This window comes from Paenibacillus glycanilyticus (assembly GCF_023715145.1).
Taxonomy (GTDB): Bacteria; Bacillota; Bacilli; order Paenibacillales; family Paenibacillaceae; genus Pristimantibacillus; species Pristimantibacillus glycanilyticus_A.
Genome location: NZ_JAMBNP010000007.1, coordinates 1 through 16,713 on the forward strand (window position 1 = coordinate 1; position 16,713 = coordinate 16,713).

Annotated in this window: 13 protein-coding genes; 2 read left to right on the forward strand and 11 right to left on the reverse strand. The window is 53.8% G+C overall.

The genetic code is table 11. From position 1 onward, the window contains the following. From M3194_RS19290 to M3194_RS19320, 7 genes are all read right to left on the reverse strand, one after another. Positions 1-2,950: beta strand repeat-containing protein (locus tag M3194_RS19290; RefSeq protein ID WP_251655718.1), on the reverse strand; the 2,950-nt coding region annotated here is incomplete at its 3' end. A gap of 229 nt (positions 2,951-3,179) precedes the next feature. Next, entirely contained in the window at positions 3,180-4,037 is an 858-nt protein-coding gene (locus tag M3194_RS19295) for an inositol monophosphatase family protein (RefSeq protein WP_251655719.1), read from the reverse strand. Between the two features lie 246 nt (positions 4,038-4,283). After that, a complete protein-coding gene (locus M3194_RS19300) occupies positions 4,284-5,105 on the reverse strand; it encodes a sulfite exporter TauE/SafE family protein (RefSeq protein WP_251655720.1) in 822 nt (273 codons plus the stop codon). A 122-nt stretch (positions 5,106-5,227) separates the two neighbouring features. Further along, positions 5,228-6,244, reverse strand: a complete 1,017-nt coding sequence (gene uvsE / locus M3194_RS19305; RefSeq protein ID WP_251655721.1) for a UV DNA damage repair endonuclease UvsE — start codon at positions 6,242-6,244, stop codon at positions 5,228-5,230. A gap of 6 nt (positions 6,245-6,250) precedes the next feature. Next, positions 6,251-6,568, reverse strand: coding sequence for a hypothetical protein (locus M3194_RS19310; RefSeq protein WP_251655722.1), 318 nt, complete (start codon positions 6,566-6,568; stop codon positions 6,251-6,253). Positions 6,569-6,704: 136 nt separating this feature from the next. Next, a complete protein-coding gene (locus tag M3194_RS19315) occupies positions 6,705-7,838 on the reverse strand; it encodes a D-alanine--D-alanine ligase (RefSeq protein WP_251655723.1) in 1,134 nt (377 codons plus the stop codon). Positions 7,839-7,862: 24 nt separating this feature from the next. Next, complete coding sequence (locus tag M3194_RS19320; RefSeq protein ID WP_311291384.1) at positions 7,863-9,230, reverse strand: amidase domain-containing protein; 1,368 nt, start codon at positions 9,228-9,230, stop codon at positions 7,863-7,865. A 281-nt stretch (positions 9,231-9,511) separates the two neighbouring features. Here M3194_RS19320 and acnA point away from each other — a divergent pair, with 281 nt between their 5' ends. Continuing rightward, on the forward strand, positions 9,512-12,214 hold the full coding sequence (gene acnA, locus M3194_RS19325) for an aconitate hydratase AcnA (protein ID WP_251655724.1): 2,703 nt from the start codon (positions 9,512-9,514) through the stop codon (positions 12,212-12,214). A gap of 175 nt (positions 12,215-12,389) precedes the next feature. Here acnA and M3194_RS19330 read toward each other — a convergent pair whose 3' ends face one another. Then, complete coding sequence (locus M3194_RS19330) at positions 12,390-13,133, reverse strand: IclR family transcriptional regulator (protein ID WP_251655725.1); 744 nt, start codon at positions 13,131-13,133, stop codon at positions 12,390-12,392. A gap of 230 nt (positions 13,134-13,363) precedes the next feature. Here M3194_RS19330 and M3194_RS19335 point away from each other — a divergent pair, with 230 nt between their 5' ends. After that, positions 13,364-14,458, forward strand: coding sequence for an alpha/beta hydrolase (locus tag M3194_RS19335; RefSeq protein ID WP_251655726.1), 1,095 nt, complete (start codon positions 13,364-13,366; stop codon positions 14,456-14,458). Between the two features lie 92 nt (positions 14,459-14,550). On the opposite strand, the gene folE is transcribed toward M3194_RS19335, so the two are convergent. From folE to queG, 3 genes are all read right to left on the reverse strand, one after another. Continuing rightward, entirely contained in the window at positions 14,551-15,141 is a 591-nt protein-coding gene (folE, locus tag M3194_RS19340; protein WP_251655727.1) for a GTP cyclohydrolase I FolE, read from the reverse strand. A gap of 39 nt (positions 15,142-15,180) precedes the next feature. Further along, positions 15,181-15,402, reverse strand: coding sequence for a YneF family protein (locus M3194_RS19345; protein ID WP_251655728.1), 222 nt, complete (start codon positions 15,400-15,402; stop codon positions 15,181-15,183). Between the two features lie 109 nt (positions 15,403-15,511). Beyond that, the gene (queG, locus tag M3194_RS19350; protein ID WP_251655729.1) at positions 15,512-16,699 is read right to left on the reverse strand and encodes a tRNA epoxyqueuosine(34) reductase QueG; all 1,188 of its coding nucleotides are present in this window, start codon (positions 16,697-16,699) and stop codon (positions 15,512-15,514) included. Positions 16,700-16,713: the final 14 nt, after the last annotated feature.

Here is a 16,713-nt window from a genome sequence, read left to right on the forward strand (position 1 = left end):
CCACATTCCCCTTATCCGTACGCACAGCCTCCTGAACGCCGTCGCTCCAGCCGGTAAAATGATAGCCCGTTGCCGGCTCGGCTTTCACTTCCGTTCCATCGGCTCCATAATCGACTTCCTGCGTTGCCGTTCCGCTTACGCTTCCCCCTGCTCCCGCAGTATAGGTGAGCGTAAACGTGTTGATTGCGAATTCTGCAGCAACGTTCAGATTGCCGGTTACGTTCAAGTCCGTACGGCTTGCCGTCGTCACGCCGTCACTCCAACGCGTGAAGTGATAGCCCGTATCGGCAACTGCCGTTACTTCCGTTCCGTCCGCGCCATGCTGTACCGTTTGCAGCTTGTCGCCTGTCAACGTTCCATGCTGACCCTCCGCGTAGGTTAACGTATATTCGTTAATCGCGAAGTTCGCCGTCACGTTCAGGTCAGCCACATTCCCCTTATCCGTACGCACAGCCTCCTGAACGCCGTCGCTCCAGCCGGTAAAATGATAGCCCGTTGCCGGCTCGGCTTTCACTTCCGTTCCATCGGCTCCATAATCGACTTCCTGCGTTGCTGCTCCGCTTACGCTTCCCCCTGCTCCCGCAGTATAGGTGAGCGTAAACGTGTTGATTGCGAACTCTGCAGCAACGTTCAGATTGCCGGTTACGTTCAAGTCCGTACGGCTTGCCGTCGCTACGCCGTCACTCCAACGGACGAAGTGATAGCCCGTATCGGCGACTGCCGTTACTTCCGTTCCGTCCGCGCCATGGTTCGGGGTCTGGTGAACAACCCCGGTCAAGGTTCCGTGCGCTCCCGCGGTATAAGTCAGATCGTATTGGTTAATTTCGAATTCCGCCGTTACCGAAAGGTTGGCCTGAACATTCTTTTCCTGGCGGGATGCCGTCGGCACGCCATCGCTCCACCGGGCAAAATGATACCCCGTATTCGCTACGGCAGTTACCGTCTGTCCGTCTGTTCCGAAATCTACCGTTTGAATGGCATTCTGGTCAATGCTTCCCCCAGCCCCAGCCGTGTAGGTCAAAACATATTTATTAATTGCAAATAACGCCGTAACGTTGTTGCTGCCCAAAACCGCGATGTCCGTCCGGGAAGCTGTCGTAATCCCGTCGCTCCAGCCAACGAAGCTGTAGCCCGGATTCGGATTGGCCGTTACCTCGCTGCCGTTTGAGCCATGCGTTACCGTCTGAGAGGTTTCGCCGGACAAGCTTCCGCCTGCTGCTGCCGTATAAGTCAGCGTGTATTCATTAATCGCAAAGCTGGCCGTAAAGCTTTTGTCGACCCTAATATCGCGATCCACGCGAGTGACATCCTCCAAGCCATCACTCCAGCCCGTGAAGTGATAACCCGCATTAGGCGTTGCCGTTACGGATTGGCCGTCGGATCCAGCCTCCACGGTCTGAACCTGCGATGCTTGTCCCCCAATGCTGCCTCCGGCACCTGCCGTATAAGTAAGCTTGTAGGTATCAATCGCAAATTGCGCGGTTACGTTCAAATTCCCCGTAACGTTATTGTCCGTTCGGCTTGCGCTCGCATTGCCGTCGCTCCAGCTTACGAAGTGATAGCTTGGATCCGCTACAGCCGTTACGGTAGCCGCGCTCCCGCCATGCGGAACATTTTGAGCTGCATCCCCCGTAAGAGTGCCGTGCTCTCCTGCCGTATAGTTGAGCTCATAGACGATGATCTCAAAATTAGCGGTTACGTCGAGATCGCCGGTAATATTGTTGTCCGTCCGGATTGGGTTCGTGTCGCCGTCGCTCCAATTAACGAATCGGTAACCCGTATTGCCAACGGCCGTTACGGTAGTCGCGCTTCCCCCAGTCCGAACGCCCTGCGCCGTATTTCCGCTAATCGAACCGTTCGGGCCCGCCGTATAGTTGCGTTTATGCTGTGCCATCAGTATGGTGCCGTTCGAGCCAAGCGCCATAAACTCTCCGTTTACGTACGCCGCCCCATACAAGACGGCTGTCGTTCCGCTCGTGCGCTGCTGCCAGTTCTGCCCGTCCGATGAACTCAGAATCGCGCCATTCCCGCCAACGATGAGGAACGTACCGTCGCCGTATGCGGCTCCGTAGAACGTGCCGCTTGCCGGAGGAGTACTGGCCGTCCAATCCGCTCCGTTCGGAGACGTAAGGATTTTGCCGCTGCTTCCGACCGCAACGAATAACCCGTTGCCATATGTAATCCCTCGCAGCGTCGTTGTGACGCCGGAGTTTTGAGCTGTCCAGTTCACTCCGTTCGGCGAGCTGAGAATGGTGCCTCCGCTGCCAACCGCAACATAGGTCCCTCCGCCGAATGCGACCGCGTTAAGCGCGCCGCTGCCTGCAGCCGTCTGAGACACCCATGTTGTACCATTGCTGGATGTCAGTATGGCTTGCGTCTGATTAAAATTAATATCGTTACTCGCCCCAACCGCTACATAACCCAGGTTTCCGTACGTTACGCCGTACAGGGTAGTTCCCGACTCGCCGGGAAGCGATCTGGAGGTCCAGTTCACCCCGTCATTCGAAGTCATGATCTTTCCGTAATAGCTCTGTTGCCCGTACATGATATATTGCGAATATCCCACTCCTACAAAACTAACAGGACCGCCGGATGCCAAGCTTCTAATCTCGTGATTCACGCCAGTAGATAGAGTTGTCCATTCTACTCCCGTTGTTGAGTTGCGGTATAAGCTCCCTTGGTGCATATCGCCCTGATTGCTGTTATAAAAGGGCATTGGCGGGGTACCCGTTGCAACGATCGTTCCATTGCCGTAAGCCGCCGTACGGAACGAATCCGTAGAATCGGTCGAGCCTGACGGCTTTGCTATCCAGGACAAGCCATCCAGCGCATCCGTTCCTCCGCCTGCAAATGCCCTGCCAACGCCGATACCCGCCGCCTGCAGCAGGCCTGCTACCATTGCAAAGACGAGTACAATTGCTATTTTCTTGTTTACTGCATGACGACTCATCGAGCTCCCCCAGATGTTTCTATTCATCACCTGATCCATCCCATCCTCAAATATGACAAAATACGATAATGCTAAACAGTATCATATACCATACTAACGAACTAATCTATCAACTTATAACAGAAAAGGCGCTGCCTTTAAAACGCGAAAAAACCGGCTATCGCCGATAGCCGGTTTTTTGACTCTACTTCACTGAAATGCTCAATAATACCTTTTATTAAGCCGCCTATTATTTCACGGCGTCTGCTGCCGCAAGCGCATCAAGGAACGGGTGATGAACCTTTCCATTGGAAGCAACGACATTGCGGACGCCCAGGTTGTACGGTTGCCCCAGCGTATCGGTTACTGTACCGCCCGATTCTTGAATCAACAGCGCGCCTGCCGCCAAATCCCAGCTGTTCAGGCCAATCTCCCAGAAGCCGCTTAACCGTCCTGCAGCGACATACGCCATATGAAGCGCAGCCGAACCACCGGAACGGATATTGCGAACTTGCGGCACCAATGCCTGAAGCCCTTTCATATTAAGCGGCAGCGCATAACCCGCGTCTGGCGGAAAACCCGTGGCAATCAGGCTGGTCTTCAGCGTATCCTCGCCAGACACGCTCATCCGTTTGCCATGCACGTAAGCTCCTTTGCCTTTCTCGGCAATAAACAGCTCGTCGCGCATCGGATCATAGACTACGCCTAGAATAACCTCGCCTTTATGGGCAAGCGCAATGGAAACGACAAAGAACGGAAATCCGTGCACGAAGTTGGTTGTCCCGTCGATCGGGTCAACAATCCACAGATACTCCTCTTCGCTCAGTTCTGCAAGCGCCCGTGCGGATGCTTCCGGACCCGGCTCAACGCCCTCTTCGCCCAAGAAGGAATGATGAGGGAAATGGGTCAGCACAAGACGCTTAATCAGTGTCTCCGAGCCTTTATCCACTTCCGTCACCAAATCCTGCGCGGAATATTTTATATCAAGCTTCTCATAGTTTCCCAGCTTAGACTTAATCCATTCTCCAGCTTTAGCCGCGCAGTTGATCGCCACGGCGGCGAAGCTTTTGCCTCCGACGACGGTGCCCTGCTGATCACTTACAGTCACAGTCCATCACTCTACTCTCTTCATAGTTTTACCACAATAGGATGGTATAAGGTTCGGTATCGGAGAAGCCTCGACAGACTTCTCTGGAATGCTTTTTAATTATATGTTCGTTTCTTATACGGATGACTTCCTATGCAAGTTTCGCATTAGTAAAAACGCTTCTCCATCCTGGGAAGGCGGAGCATAAGCTTGCGGTTATATAGAGCAAATATATACTTCCTATATTTCAAAAATATTAACGTAGTGTTACAACTTCGTCAAACCTTCGTAGATCAATTGGCCCGCCAGCAGCAATAAAGTAATCCGCAGCAGCCAGAGCAGGCCCTTCCCGCTCATCCGTCCCGCAATCATGGCCCCCAGCTTGCCGCCAATCCACGCCCCCGGCACAAGGGCCAGCACAATCCAGTAATTAATCTCCCCCAGCCAGCCGTGCATCCCGCTTCCGAGAATGGAAGATAGAAAGATGACAAACATGGAGGTTGCCGTAGCCGTATGCGGCGGAAAGCGGAAGAGCAGCACCATTAAAGGCACAAACAAAGAGCCCCCGCCAATGCCAAACAAGCCGGAGATCAGACCAACGGCAAAACCGATCGATAGAGCGGGAACCATCGCGTACCCATACGTCTGCTCTTGTCCTTTGGCATCAATGACGGTCCGCTGAATAGGCCATTGCCGGTTAATCGGCTTCAGGTAATCTCTCGCAACGAGCAGACCCGCCATAAGCAGCATGAATATACCAAAGGACAGCGAGAACGCAGCTCCGTGAAACCGGCCAGTCAACGCGGATCCGATCATTGCCGCAGGACCGCTTGTGATAAAAAACAGCCAGCCGCTCTTGAAGTCGACCAGCTTCTTCTTCGCATAGCTTAGCGTTGAAGCAAGCGCCGTTATGATAAGCATCGTCAATGAAGTGCCTACGGCCGTTGCATGGCTGATCTCACCGCCCGTGAGCTCAGGTCCCAGCAGCATAAGCACCGGGACGATAATAATGCCGCCTCCAAGACCGACAATACTGCCGAACATCGCTGCCACAACACCTAGCAGCGCCAGAAGAATCCACTCCAACATGTTCCTTCACCGCTTTCTCTGGATGAGCCTTGCCTAAGCCTATCTGCACAAAATAACACCGCCAAGGTGAAACGGCCTCCGCTCTTACAGCGGCTGTGCTCGTTCCATGACGGTGTTATCGATTAAGGGTCGATCTCCACAGTACCGTCGTCAACAATCCGGATTCCGGTATCTTGTGCGGCTAACTCCTTCAAATCCTCCATCAGCTTAAGCAGAGCGGCATCCTTCTGCTTCGCTTCCAGCATGCAATCCAGCCTGGGTGTTGTGGATGCGACACTCTTCAGAAACTGCACAAGGGGCTCCGGATCGAGGAAATCCGCATGCCCCCTGGGATCGGAAAGGCTTTTTGGGCTTGAAGCATGGATTTTGGGCGGCAGCCCACCCTCTTCAAGACCAAGCCGCTGCTCCTCCAGGCTCCAAGTACGGGCAATTCTTGGCCATAAGCCGGCCGACAGCTCGTCCATCGTGACATCGCCGCTGTTTACGGCATGATGGTGAATATCGAGTACCATCGGTACGCCAACCGCTTCCGCAGCGGCAACCGTCTCTCTGACATTAAATGTTTTATCGTCATTTTCGAGCGTAACCCGATGCTTGTACCTTTCGGACAAAGCACCGAACTGCTCGATGAACCGTTCGCCGGACAGCTTCTTATCCCCATAGGCTCCGCCCATATGAATATTGCATTTCACCGTCTCCGGCAGCTCCATAGCTTCGAGAATCCGGATGTGGTAATCGAGGTCCCTCTGCGATTTCATCAGAACATCAGGCCGGTTCGTGCTGAATACGCAGAAATGATCGGGATGGAACGATGTCCTCATCCCCGTCTTTTTCGCATAGTCGCCTATCTCTTTCATCGCCGGACGAAGCACGGGAAACGGATCCCAGTCTAAAAGGTCCTCATGCGTAGCCAGCGGAATCAGCTTGGAGGAGAACCGGTACATATGGATGTCATGGGCATTGGCATGCTTCATGATTCGCAGCGTGCTCCGCAGATTCTCCTCTGCGATCCGCTCCATCCTCCGTATGCCGGCTTCCCGGTCATTCAGCTTGGTGAGGGTGGCAAACGTCATCGTCCGCGACGGTGAGGCATTCTCCAGAATCATACTCATCGCAACAAATCCGAACCGGACGATCATAATGAATTATACCTTCTCTCCGAAAAACATCTCGTACGCGAGAGCCGTCTGGATGCGAGCCTCCTCTTCTGTCAGCTTGCGCACCAGCTCCATCTCCACTTCGGTCACTTCTTCGCCCTGGAAATTAATCTCCGCGATTGAAGCGAGGATACGGACGATTGCAATCGCTTCGTTGTTAGGCGTATAAGCGATCACTTTCTGACCGGTCGGGAAGACGCGGAACCCGCTCTTCACCATTTTGCCCCTTCCGTATTCAAGCAATTCATACAGCTCTTGCTCCGATTTGAATTTGCATACGGAATTAAACTCTGTTGCAAAACCCATTATGAATACCTCCTAAAAAGAATGATCACCCAAACAGCCTTAATGGGCTGTTCGTGATGATTCTTGCATCGTAAGCATAAGCCTAAAGAATGATCACCCAAACAGCCTTAATGGGCTGTTCGTGATGATTCGCAAGCTAGTTGCCGCCGCTTCCCCCGTAATCGATCGTCTGTTTATCCGCGTAACGCTTTAGCGCCAGCTCGATCAGCTTATCAAGCAAGTCCCGGTACGGAAGTCCCGACTCCTTCCACATCAGCGGGTACATGCTGATTGGCGTGAAGCCCGGCATCGTGTTCACTTCGTTGATGAAGAGCTGGCCGTCGTTCTTGCGGAGGAAGAAATCAACCCGCGACAGCCCCGCCCCGTCAATCGCAAGAAAAGCCCGCAGCGCCATGTCCCGCACCGCTTCGGCCGTCTTGTTCGGAATATTCGCCGGAATATGAATGGTAGACTTCCCGTCCACATACTTTGCCTTATAGTCGTAAAATTCATTAGACGGAGCAATCTCTCCCGGAACGGAAACCTTCGGATCCTCATTGCCAAGCACGCTGACTTCAATTTCTCTGGCATCCACAAACTCTTCAATAATAACCCTGCGGTCGTACCGGAAGGCAAAGTCTATCGCAGCGATCAGCTCCTCGCGGTTCTTCGCTTTGGAGATGCCAACGCTGGATCCCAGATTGGAGGGCTTCACAAAGCAAGGATAACCTAACGCTACTTCACATTCCATAATAAAAAAGGAGGCGTCCTTCTCCCACTGCGCCCGATTGAAATATCGGAAGACGCATTGCGGAAGACCCTCATAGGCGAATATCTTCTTCATCGTAATCTTGTCCATCCCGGCAGCGGAGGCTAAAACCCCGGCTCCCACATAGGGGATGTCCGCAATATCCAGCAGCCCCTGGATGGTTCCGTCTTCTCCAAACGGACCATGAAGCAGCGGAAAAACAACATCAATCGGCTGGCCGCTGCCTGTAGAAGCTCCGCTGCTGGCCGCCAAACGATCCAGAAGCGGAGCGAGGGGAATCGCGGGGGGCGCAGGTACCTGCGCCCCGACAGCCGGGACAAGCTTAAGCTCATCAATGGCGGAAGGCTTCCCGCCAAGCACCGGCCCAACTCTCCACTCGCCAAGCCTCGTAATATAAAATGGCGTTATTTCATATTTTGCGTAATCGAGCTCGCCCATCACCGCAAACGCCGTCTGCAGCGATACGTCATGCTCTCCCGACTTCCCCCCGTAAATCAACCCTAAGTGTACTTTCTTCCCCATAAGGTACCTCCGGTATGATTAATTTTAGAAGTGGTCCGCAATATGAAAAAAACGATATCTCGTTTGCTCTGTCCATGCATAGGAGTCGCGGTAGTCCCAGAACCGGTGCCTGCTCGGAACCGTATTGGCATTCACGAGCGGCATGCCCGCGGCGTCAAAAGCGGTAATGATGGTGCTGTGCTGATAACGGTTATCCCCGTTCCAATCGTACGTAATAACGTCGCCAAGCTGCAGCTCCTCCACCGATTGAACGACGGTAGCGTGCAGGCCGGAGTTCCGCTTGCCTGACAAATAATTGGTCAGCGCATTGGATACAGCCCAGCTGTAGCTCCACCATTCCTTGCCGCCGTTTCGGCCTTTGTACCACCAGCCGCTTTCTCTTTTACCAGTATAGTTCATAGGCGCGTGACCTGCAAAGAGACACTGGGAAATATAGTTAGTGCAGTTTACATCAAATTCTTCGTAGGCCGGATTCCCTTCATTCCACCAACGGTCCGCATAGGCTGCAGCCAGCTCGCGCCGGTATGGAATGCCTTTCACTCGCTGCTTGAGCTGCGGATACAGGTCCAGATTCAGAAAAGGCGTTGAACGGAAGACCGACGCCTCACGGGTCTGATCAAGACCTTCTTCCTCCACCGCTCCCGTATATTCGGATACTCCGAATCTTGGCCGCCGCTCGGCAATCACCGGTTCAATCCGGAAAACCCGCCACGAGCCTCCCGACTGGTTGAGCCATATTCGCTCGAGCTCGGTTCGCTCCTCCAGGTAATACAGTCCCGACTGCTCCATTTGCCTTTTGATGTGAAGCTTCACGAGCACCGACACCTCGGCGGGGGATTCGTTCACCTTGATGAGCTCTGCCTTGGTCTCGCCCCTTGCTGGCAGAACGCCGCGGTACAGATCTCTTTCCCGCAGCCGCTCAAGCCGGTAACGAAGCCGCAGGCCATGATCTTTATCATCTATAAAATCATCAAGAGCGGCATAATGCTGGTCCGTCTCTGCCTTATTATATAAGTTCACATATTTGGATATTGCGCTCTTCCACTCTCCTGCCGCTTCCCGCTTCCCCGCTCCCGCCTGCTCGGAGGAACGAAGCAAGGAAGACAGCTTCTGACGCGTCTCTTTGCCGGCAGTATGTCCGGCAGACGGCTGGGCAGACTTTGGAGGTGCGGATTGGATGGGTAGCTCTCTTGGCGGTGTTTGGCTGCCCCGCTGCTCACGGACGGCAGTTTCCGGCGCTTCGAACGAAGGACGGTGTGTCTCTGGCGCATCCGCTTTATTGGAGTGCACGGACGGCTGGCTCACACGCACTGCCGCCGGCTGGAGCAGTAAAGCTTTGCTTGGCCGCTGCTTGTCGGCAGAATTCCTTGTTCGATCCGATCGCGTAGACATGGCTACCCCTCCCATTCCTGTATTTGCTGGTTCATTATATGAGCAAATGTAAGATTTCATGTAACAATCACCATGGGGCTTGGGAACACTACCGAAGTAAACAGCCCATGCTCACGATGCGAAATTTACTTCGTAAATTTTAAAGCAAATGCTTACGATGTGAAATTTACTTCGTAAATTTTAAAGCCCATGCTTTCGAAGCGAAATTTACTTCGTAAATTTTAAAGCAAATGCTTACGAAGCGAAATTTACTTCGTAAATTTTTAGGAGGTTAAAAAACGATGTCCACGAACAACCCTTTTGCCGAACGCAGCACGCTGGATGCTGCAGGCAAAACCTATGTGTACTACCCGATCGCAGGGCTGGAGAAGCAAGGGCTGGGCCCTGTTTCAAAGCTGCCTTTCTCCATTAAAGTGCTTCTCGAAGCAGCTGTCCGCCAATTCGACGGACGGGCGATAACGGAGGAGCATGTCAAGCAGATCGCCGCTTGGGCGAACGGCCGGGTCGATAAGGAGATTCCTTTTATACCAGCGCGTATTGTTCTGCAGGACTTCACCGGCGTCCCCGTTGTCGTTGACCTTGCAGCGATGCGGGATACGGTCAAACGGGCCGGCGGCGATCCGAAGAAAATCAACCCGCTCGTCCCGGTTGACCTCGTTATCGACCATTCCGTCATGATTGACACCTTCGGTACCCCGGATGCCCTCGAATACAACACGAAGCTTGAATTCAAGCGCAACGGAGAGCGCTACCGCTTCCTTCGCTGGGCGCAGACCGCCTTCGATAATTTCCGCGCCGTACCTCCCGGCACAGGTATCGTGCATCAAGTGAATCTGGAGTATCTGGCCTCTGTTGCCGCAACCAAGAAGATTGGCGATGACACGGTCGTATTCCCGGACTCGCTGGTCGGAACCGACTCCCACACCACCATGATCAACGGTCTTGGAGTCGTCGGCTGGGGCGTAGGCGGGATTGAAGCGGAAGCCGGGATGCTTGGACAACCGCTTTATTTTGTCATGCCGGAGGTTATCGGGTTCAAGCTGACCGGCAGCCTTGCGGAAGGCTCGACAGCTACGGACCTGGCTCTGACGGTTACGCAAATGCTGCGCAAAAAAGGCGTAGTCGGCAAGTTTGTGGAGTTTTATGGACCGGGTCTGTCCAACATCAGTCTGCCGGACCGCGCAACCGTTGCGAACATGTCGCCGGAATACGGCGCGACGATTGGCTTCTTCCCGGTGGACGAGGAGTCGCTCCGCTTCCTTCGCGACACCGGGCGGGACGAAGAACAGATTGAGCTGGTCAGAGCGTACTATCAGGCACAGGATATGTTCCGCACGGATGAGACGCCGGATCCGGTATTTACGGATACCCTGGAGCTTGATTTGTCCACGGTAGTCCCTTCGCTGGCCGGACCCAAGCGGCCTCAGGACCGCGTCGAGCTTACTCACCTGAAAGAAGCATTCAACGATATTATCAACTTGTCCGTCGAGAAAGGCGGCTACGGCTTAAGCGAAGAGAATAAGAATCAGACGGTACCCGTTCACCATAATGACGGCCGCGAGAGCGAGATGCGCACTGGAGCCGTGGTTATCGCGGCCATCACCAGCTGCACGAACACCTCCAATCCAAGCGTTATGCTTGGCGCGGGACTTGTAGCGAAGAAAGCGGTGGAACGCGGACTGAAGGTACCGGCTTATGTAAAAACCTCGCTGACGCCCGGTTCGCTCGTCGTAACGGATTACTTCAACCGTGCGGGACTGATGAAGTCGCTGGAGGCGCTTGGCTTCCACCTGACGGGTTACGGCTGCGGCACATGCATTGGCAACTCCGGCCCGCTTCCTGACGAAGTCAGCAAAGCGATTGCCGACCATGATATGACCGTAGCGGCCGTACTTTCCGGCAACCGGAACTTCGAGGGCCGCATCCATGCCCAGGTAAGAGCAAATTATTTGGCATCGCCGCCTCTGGTCGTGGCTTATGCTCTAGCGGGCACGGTTAATATTGACCTGTCGAAGGATCCGATCGGAACGGGCTCGGATGGCAAGCCGGTCTATCTGAAGGACATTTGGCCAACCAATCAAGAAGTGCATGAAGCAATTAAAGCTGCCCTTCGCCCGGAAATGTTCCGCGATAAATACGCCAACGTCTTCACGCAAAATGACCGCTGGAATGCGATCGAGGTACCAAAGGGCGAAAGCTACGAATGGGATCCGGACTCGACCTATATCCAGAACCCTCCGTTCTTCGAAAATATCGGCGCGGGCATCGGTGACATTGTGGATATTCCGTCTTCCAAGGTACTCGCACTGCTCGGCGATTCTGTTACTACCGACCACATCTCGCCAGCGGGTAATATCAAGACCGACAGTCCCGCCGGCAAATATTTGACCGATCACAACGTCGACAAGGTTGATTTCAACTCCTACGGCTCGCGGCGCGGCAACCATGAAGTCATGATGCGCGGTACGTTCGCGAACATCCGGATCCGCAACCAGGTGGCTCCGGGTACGGAAGGCGGCGTTACAACCTACCTGCCGACTAACGAAGTGATGTCGATCTACGATGCGTCGATGAAATATCAAGAGGACGGAACCAATCTCGTCGTTATTGCGGGCAAGGAATACGGTACGGGCAGCTCCCGTGACTGGGCGGCAAAGGGCACCTATCTTCTTGGAGTTAAAGCCGTCATCGCCGAAAGCTTCGAGCGGATTCACCGCTCTAACCTGGTTGGCATGGGCGTACTCCCGCTGCAGTTCGTCGAGGGCCAAAGCTGGAAATCGCTTGGCCTAACCGGCCGCGAGACGATTGATATTTCGGGATTGTCCAATGACGTGAAGCCCGGGCAAAAGGTTCATGTCAAAGCCACCGGCGATGACGGCAAGGTTACCGAGTTCGACGTATCGGTCCGCCTCGACTCCATGGTCGACGTCGATTACTATCGCAACGGAGGCATCCTGCAAACCGTGCTTCGTCAGATCATGTAGTTCATTCAATTAAAAGAAAAGCGACTGTGCCAAGTATTAAGCACAGTCGCTTTTCTTTTTTCCCTTTATAAAGGTTAATGGCAAGCGGAGCATTTTGAATGATTCTGGAGAAAGATTATGCTTAGAGCAATGGCGATCGGAAGAACATTCAAACACGGAGTTGGCCGCTTAACCGTTACTTGATCATCGTTCCCATTCGCTTCGCATATTCGATCAGGACCGGCGAATACTCGCGCATGATCTCCGTTGTCAGTCGGCTGGACGGCCCGGACACGGACAACGCCGCAGACACCTGGCCATGCCGGTTGAAAATTGGCGCGGACAATGCCGCTACCCCCGGCTCCCGTTCCTCGAAGCTGGTCGCATAGCCCTGTTGAACGATTTCCTCCAGCTGCTGCTTATATTGATCGAGATCGATAGCAAGCAGCCAAGCCGGATCGCCAAAGATTTGCTCCTGCACGAAGCGTTCGGAATAGGCGATAAGCACTTTGCTGGAAGCGCCGGCATACAGCGGCAGCCTTGCGCCAACCGGCGCTACCCGGCGTACCGGCTGATTGCTCTGAACAGCCTGAATCCGCACGCGCTCCGAGCCGTCACGTACATATATACTAACCGTCTCTCCTAGCCGGTCGCGCAAACGCTCCATCTCCGGCTGCCAGATGACGGACTGATCGTCCGAATGGGACAAATGGGCAGACAACTCCCACATCCGCATTCCGAGGTGATAACGCTCCGACGACGGATCCCTCTCTACAAAGCCCCGGTCCTCCAGCGTCGCAAGCATGCGGTGGACGGTGCTTTTGTGCAGGCCTACCTTATCTGCGATCTCAGACATTGCCAGATTGGTCCCCTCTGTGAAACAGAGCAAAATATCCAGCGCCCGCTCAACCGCCCGTACATTCGATTTGCCTTCTTCCATCCAGTCCGCCCCCCTTTTATTCCGCTCAATTTTGGTTTCGTACAATGAAACTTATTATCATCCAGTATACCTTAATTCAACGAGAATGGTAAAGAAAAGATCTTTCATTACAGCCTGATTACAAATGCTTAACATTACATCGACATCAATTGACAGGCCTACCCTATGGGTCTACGATAAAAGTACTAGATAGGTAGAAGCGCTTACATATAGTGGGGAGGGACAATGCGATGAGCACAACAATGATGACACCAATGCCGCTTGAAACCGGCTTTCCTCAAACGCTGCAGCCTTTTCCGCTCGATGGCGGACTGCAGAAACAAAAACCACGGGCGAAGACGCGAAAGCATTTCTTCATCGCGCTTGTCGCTTCGTTCACGGCGTTATGCTTACTGCTGGTTCTCGTCTTTTACGGGTATGTCGCCTGGATGCTGACTTATCCTTATGTAGCGCCTCTTACATCCAATCCGAAGGCCGCGGCCGGCCTCGATTATGAAGATATTTTATTCCCTAGCGCAAGCGGACGAACAACCGTCAGCGGCTGGTATGTACCGGCTTCGGACAATGATTCCGATGCTGTTCTGGCAAGCTCCATCGCAAGCTCGGAACGGACCGTTATCTTCAGCCATGGCTACGGCGCGAACCGCGAAGAGGACTGGGTACCGATGTACGATTTGACGAAGCTGCTTCACGGGCTTCACTATAATGTGGTACTTTTCGACTATGGCTATGCCTCGCAGAAATATAAAGCACCGGCTACAGCCGGTATTGAGGAATCGCAGCAGCTTCTCGCCGCTATTAACTTCGCCAAGTCTCGCGGCGCCCAGGAGATTGTCGTATGGGGCTTCTCGATGGGGGCGGGCACAGCTCTTCAGGCCGCTCTCCAGACCAATGACATCGATGCGATGATTCTGGACAGCACCTTCCTGGCAACGGCCGAGACGATGTTCCATAACGTCACTCAAATCCTGCCGCTTCCGAAATTCCCTTCCAAGCAGCTGATCGAAATGATGCTGCCGACCTGGTCGGGCACGAATCTGAAGCAGGTTCCGATTAATCAAATATTAGCGAAATCCTTCAATATACCGCTTTACATTATGCACGGCACAAACGATGCCAAAGCGCCTTACCAATTAGCCGAGCAAATCGCGTCCGAGCAGACCAATCCGCTGTCCCGTTCCTGGATCGTGCCAAACGGCCAGCACGAAATGCTCTTCCGCGCTTCACCAACGGAATACATCCAGCGTGCAGCGTTATTCCTTGGCCAAGTTGATCAGCAGTTCCAAGAATTGAATTCCGCTAGCGATAATGCTCAAACCACATAGCAAACCGCACTCATTCGAAAAAAAGCCACCGCGGCATCAAGTGTACCAAACACACTTGATGCTGCAGTGGCCTTTTTTATTACTGTCAGCCGTTATTGCTTAAGCAAAGACAGGAACTCCGAACGGAGGGCGCTGTCCGAGAACACGCCGCGTACTGCCGACGTAACCGTCTTGCTGCCCGGCTTTTTCACGCCGCGCGCGCACATGCACAGATGCTCGCCTTCAACAACAACCATCACGCCTTGCGGCTTCAGCACTTCTTGCATAATATCGGCGATCTGCGTAGTAATTCGTTCCTGTACCTGCAGTCTTCTCGTTATCGCTTCAACAAGTCTTGCAAGCTTGCTGAGGCCGGCGATTTTACCGCTTGGAATATATCCGATATGCGCCTTCCCGAAGAAGGGCGCCATATGATGCTCGCATTGGCTGTAATAGATAATGTCTTTTACAATAACAAGCTCTTCATGCTGCTCGTCAAAGGTCACGCCCAGCACATCGCGCGGATCTACCTCATAGCCTGCAAAAATCTCTTCATACATCCGGGTAACGCGAGCCGGTGTCTCCAGTAACCCTTCTCTTTCGACGTCCTCGCCAACCAGCTTCAAGATTTCTTTTACATGATGCTCTATTTGCTCCCGGTTGCGCGATACCGCCGAATTGACGTAGTCTTTCATACCCGCCATTTCGAACCACCTCTCCGGCTACTTCCAACTAACCGCACTTTATTTTCGTGGCATTTTCTGATTTTTCATCATTTGCTGTGCACGATTCATTTGCTGCTTGTTCAAGTTGTAGCCCATTTGTTTGGCCATTTTTTGGATCATTTCAGGGTCGTTCTGCATTTTCTCCAGCTGCTTGCGCAAATAGAATACCCCGATAAAGAAGCCGCCCGCAGCCCCCACAATTAGCGTTACAATCGGAATAATGATGTTCCATGCCGACATTATTAAAATTCACCCGACCCTTTCTATCATTGCTGCCTATAGTCTATAATGACCCCTATAATAGCATGTAAAGCGGGCATTCGCAAACGTCCCGCGGAAGTAATTATTCCTAGCTTTCGCGCGGGATCGAAGCTCCTTCCTCCGCTTCGTTCCGGCTGGCTTCCAGGCTGGCGATAGCCCGCTCCAAGTAGACTCTAGCTTCCTCATCCGGCTCGCTTGCCAAAGCCTTATGCAAGGCATCCATTGCCTCCTCGCCGCCGATCCGTCCAAGCGCCCAGGCAGCTGTGCCGCGCAGCACCGGACGCGTATCCTCGTTCAGAACGCCGATCAGATCCGGCACCGCGCTCTTCTCCTTGAAGTTGCCAAGCCCGATGACCGCATTGCGCTGAATGGGCTTCTTGCCGCGCCAAGCGGAGGAGGTGTGGCTGTAGCGATCCTTGAATTCCCGGTTGCCCATCGTAAGGAACGGAACAAGCAGCGGCTTCACCAGCTCGGGGTCAGGCTGAAGCTCCGGCTGATGCGTCCAGTTCTTGCCCCGGTTCACCGGGCATACCGTCTGGCAGGTATCGCAGCCGTACAGCCGGTTGCCGATTTTGCGCATCAGCTCATCGGTTACAAAGCCCTTCGTCTGGGTGACAAAAGAGATGCAGCGCTGCGAATCCAGCTGCCCCGGGCCAACAAGCGCATCCGTCGGACAGGCGTCAATACACTTCGTGCATTCGCCGCAGCCCTCGGTTACGGGCGTATCCGGCTCAAACGGAATATTGGTAATCATCTCGCCAAGATAAATCCAGGAACCAAGATCCTCGCTTAAAATCGAACAATTCTTGGCGCTCCAGCCAATCCCGGCTCGCTCTGCAACCGCCCGGTCGGACAAGGCCCCCGTATCCACCATACTCTCGAACCGCGCTTCCGGAACGCGTTCCATCAGCCAGGCTTCCAGTCTGGCCATCCTGTCCCGCAGCACCTTATGATAATCCTCGCCCCAAGCCGACCGCGATAAAATACCGCGTCTTGCTCCCGGCTCCGACTTCGGAGGATTATGCAGCTTCGCGGGATAGGCGACGGCAATCGCAATAATGGACTGCGGATTATCAAACAGCAAAGCCGGATTGGTCCGCTTGTCCAAATCCGGCTCCTCGAAGCCCGACTCGCGGCCAAGCTCGCGATGCCGGATCAACCTTGTTTTCAGCTCCGTAAACGGATCGGCGGAAGCAAAGCCAATCTTATCGATGCCAAGACTTGGCGCCGCTTCGCGCATTTCTTCTTTTAACTTTGCCCAGCGGCTGCCGTCCATCAGCACCTGCTCCC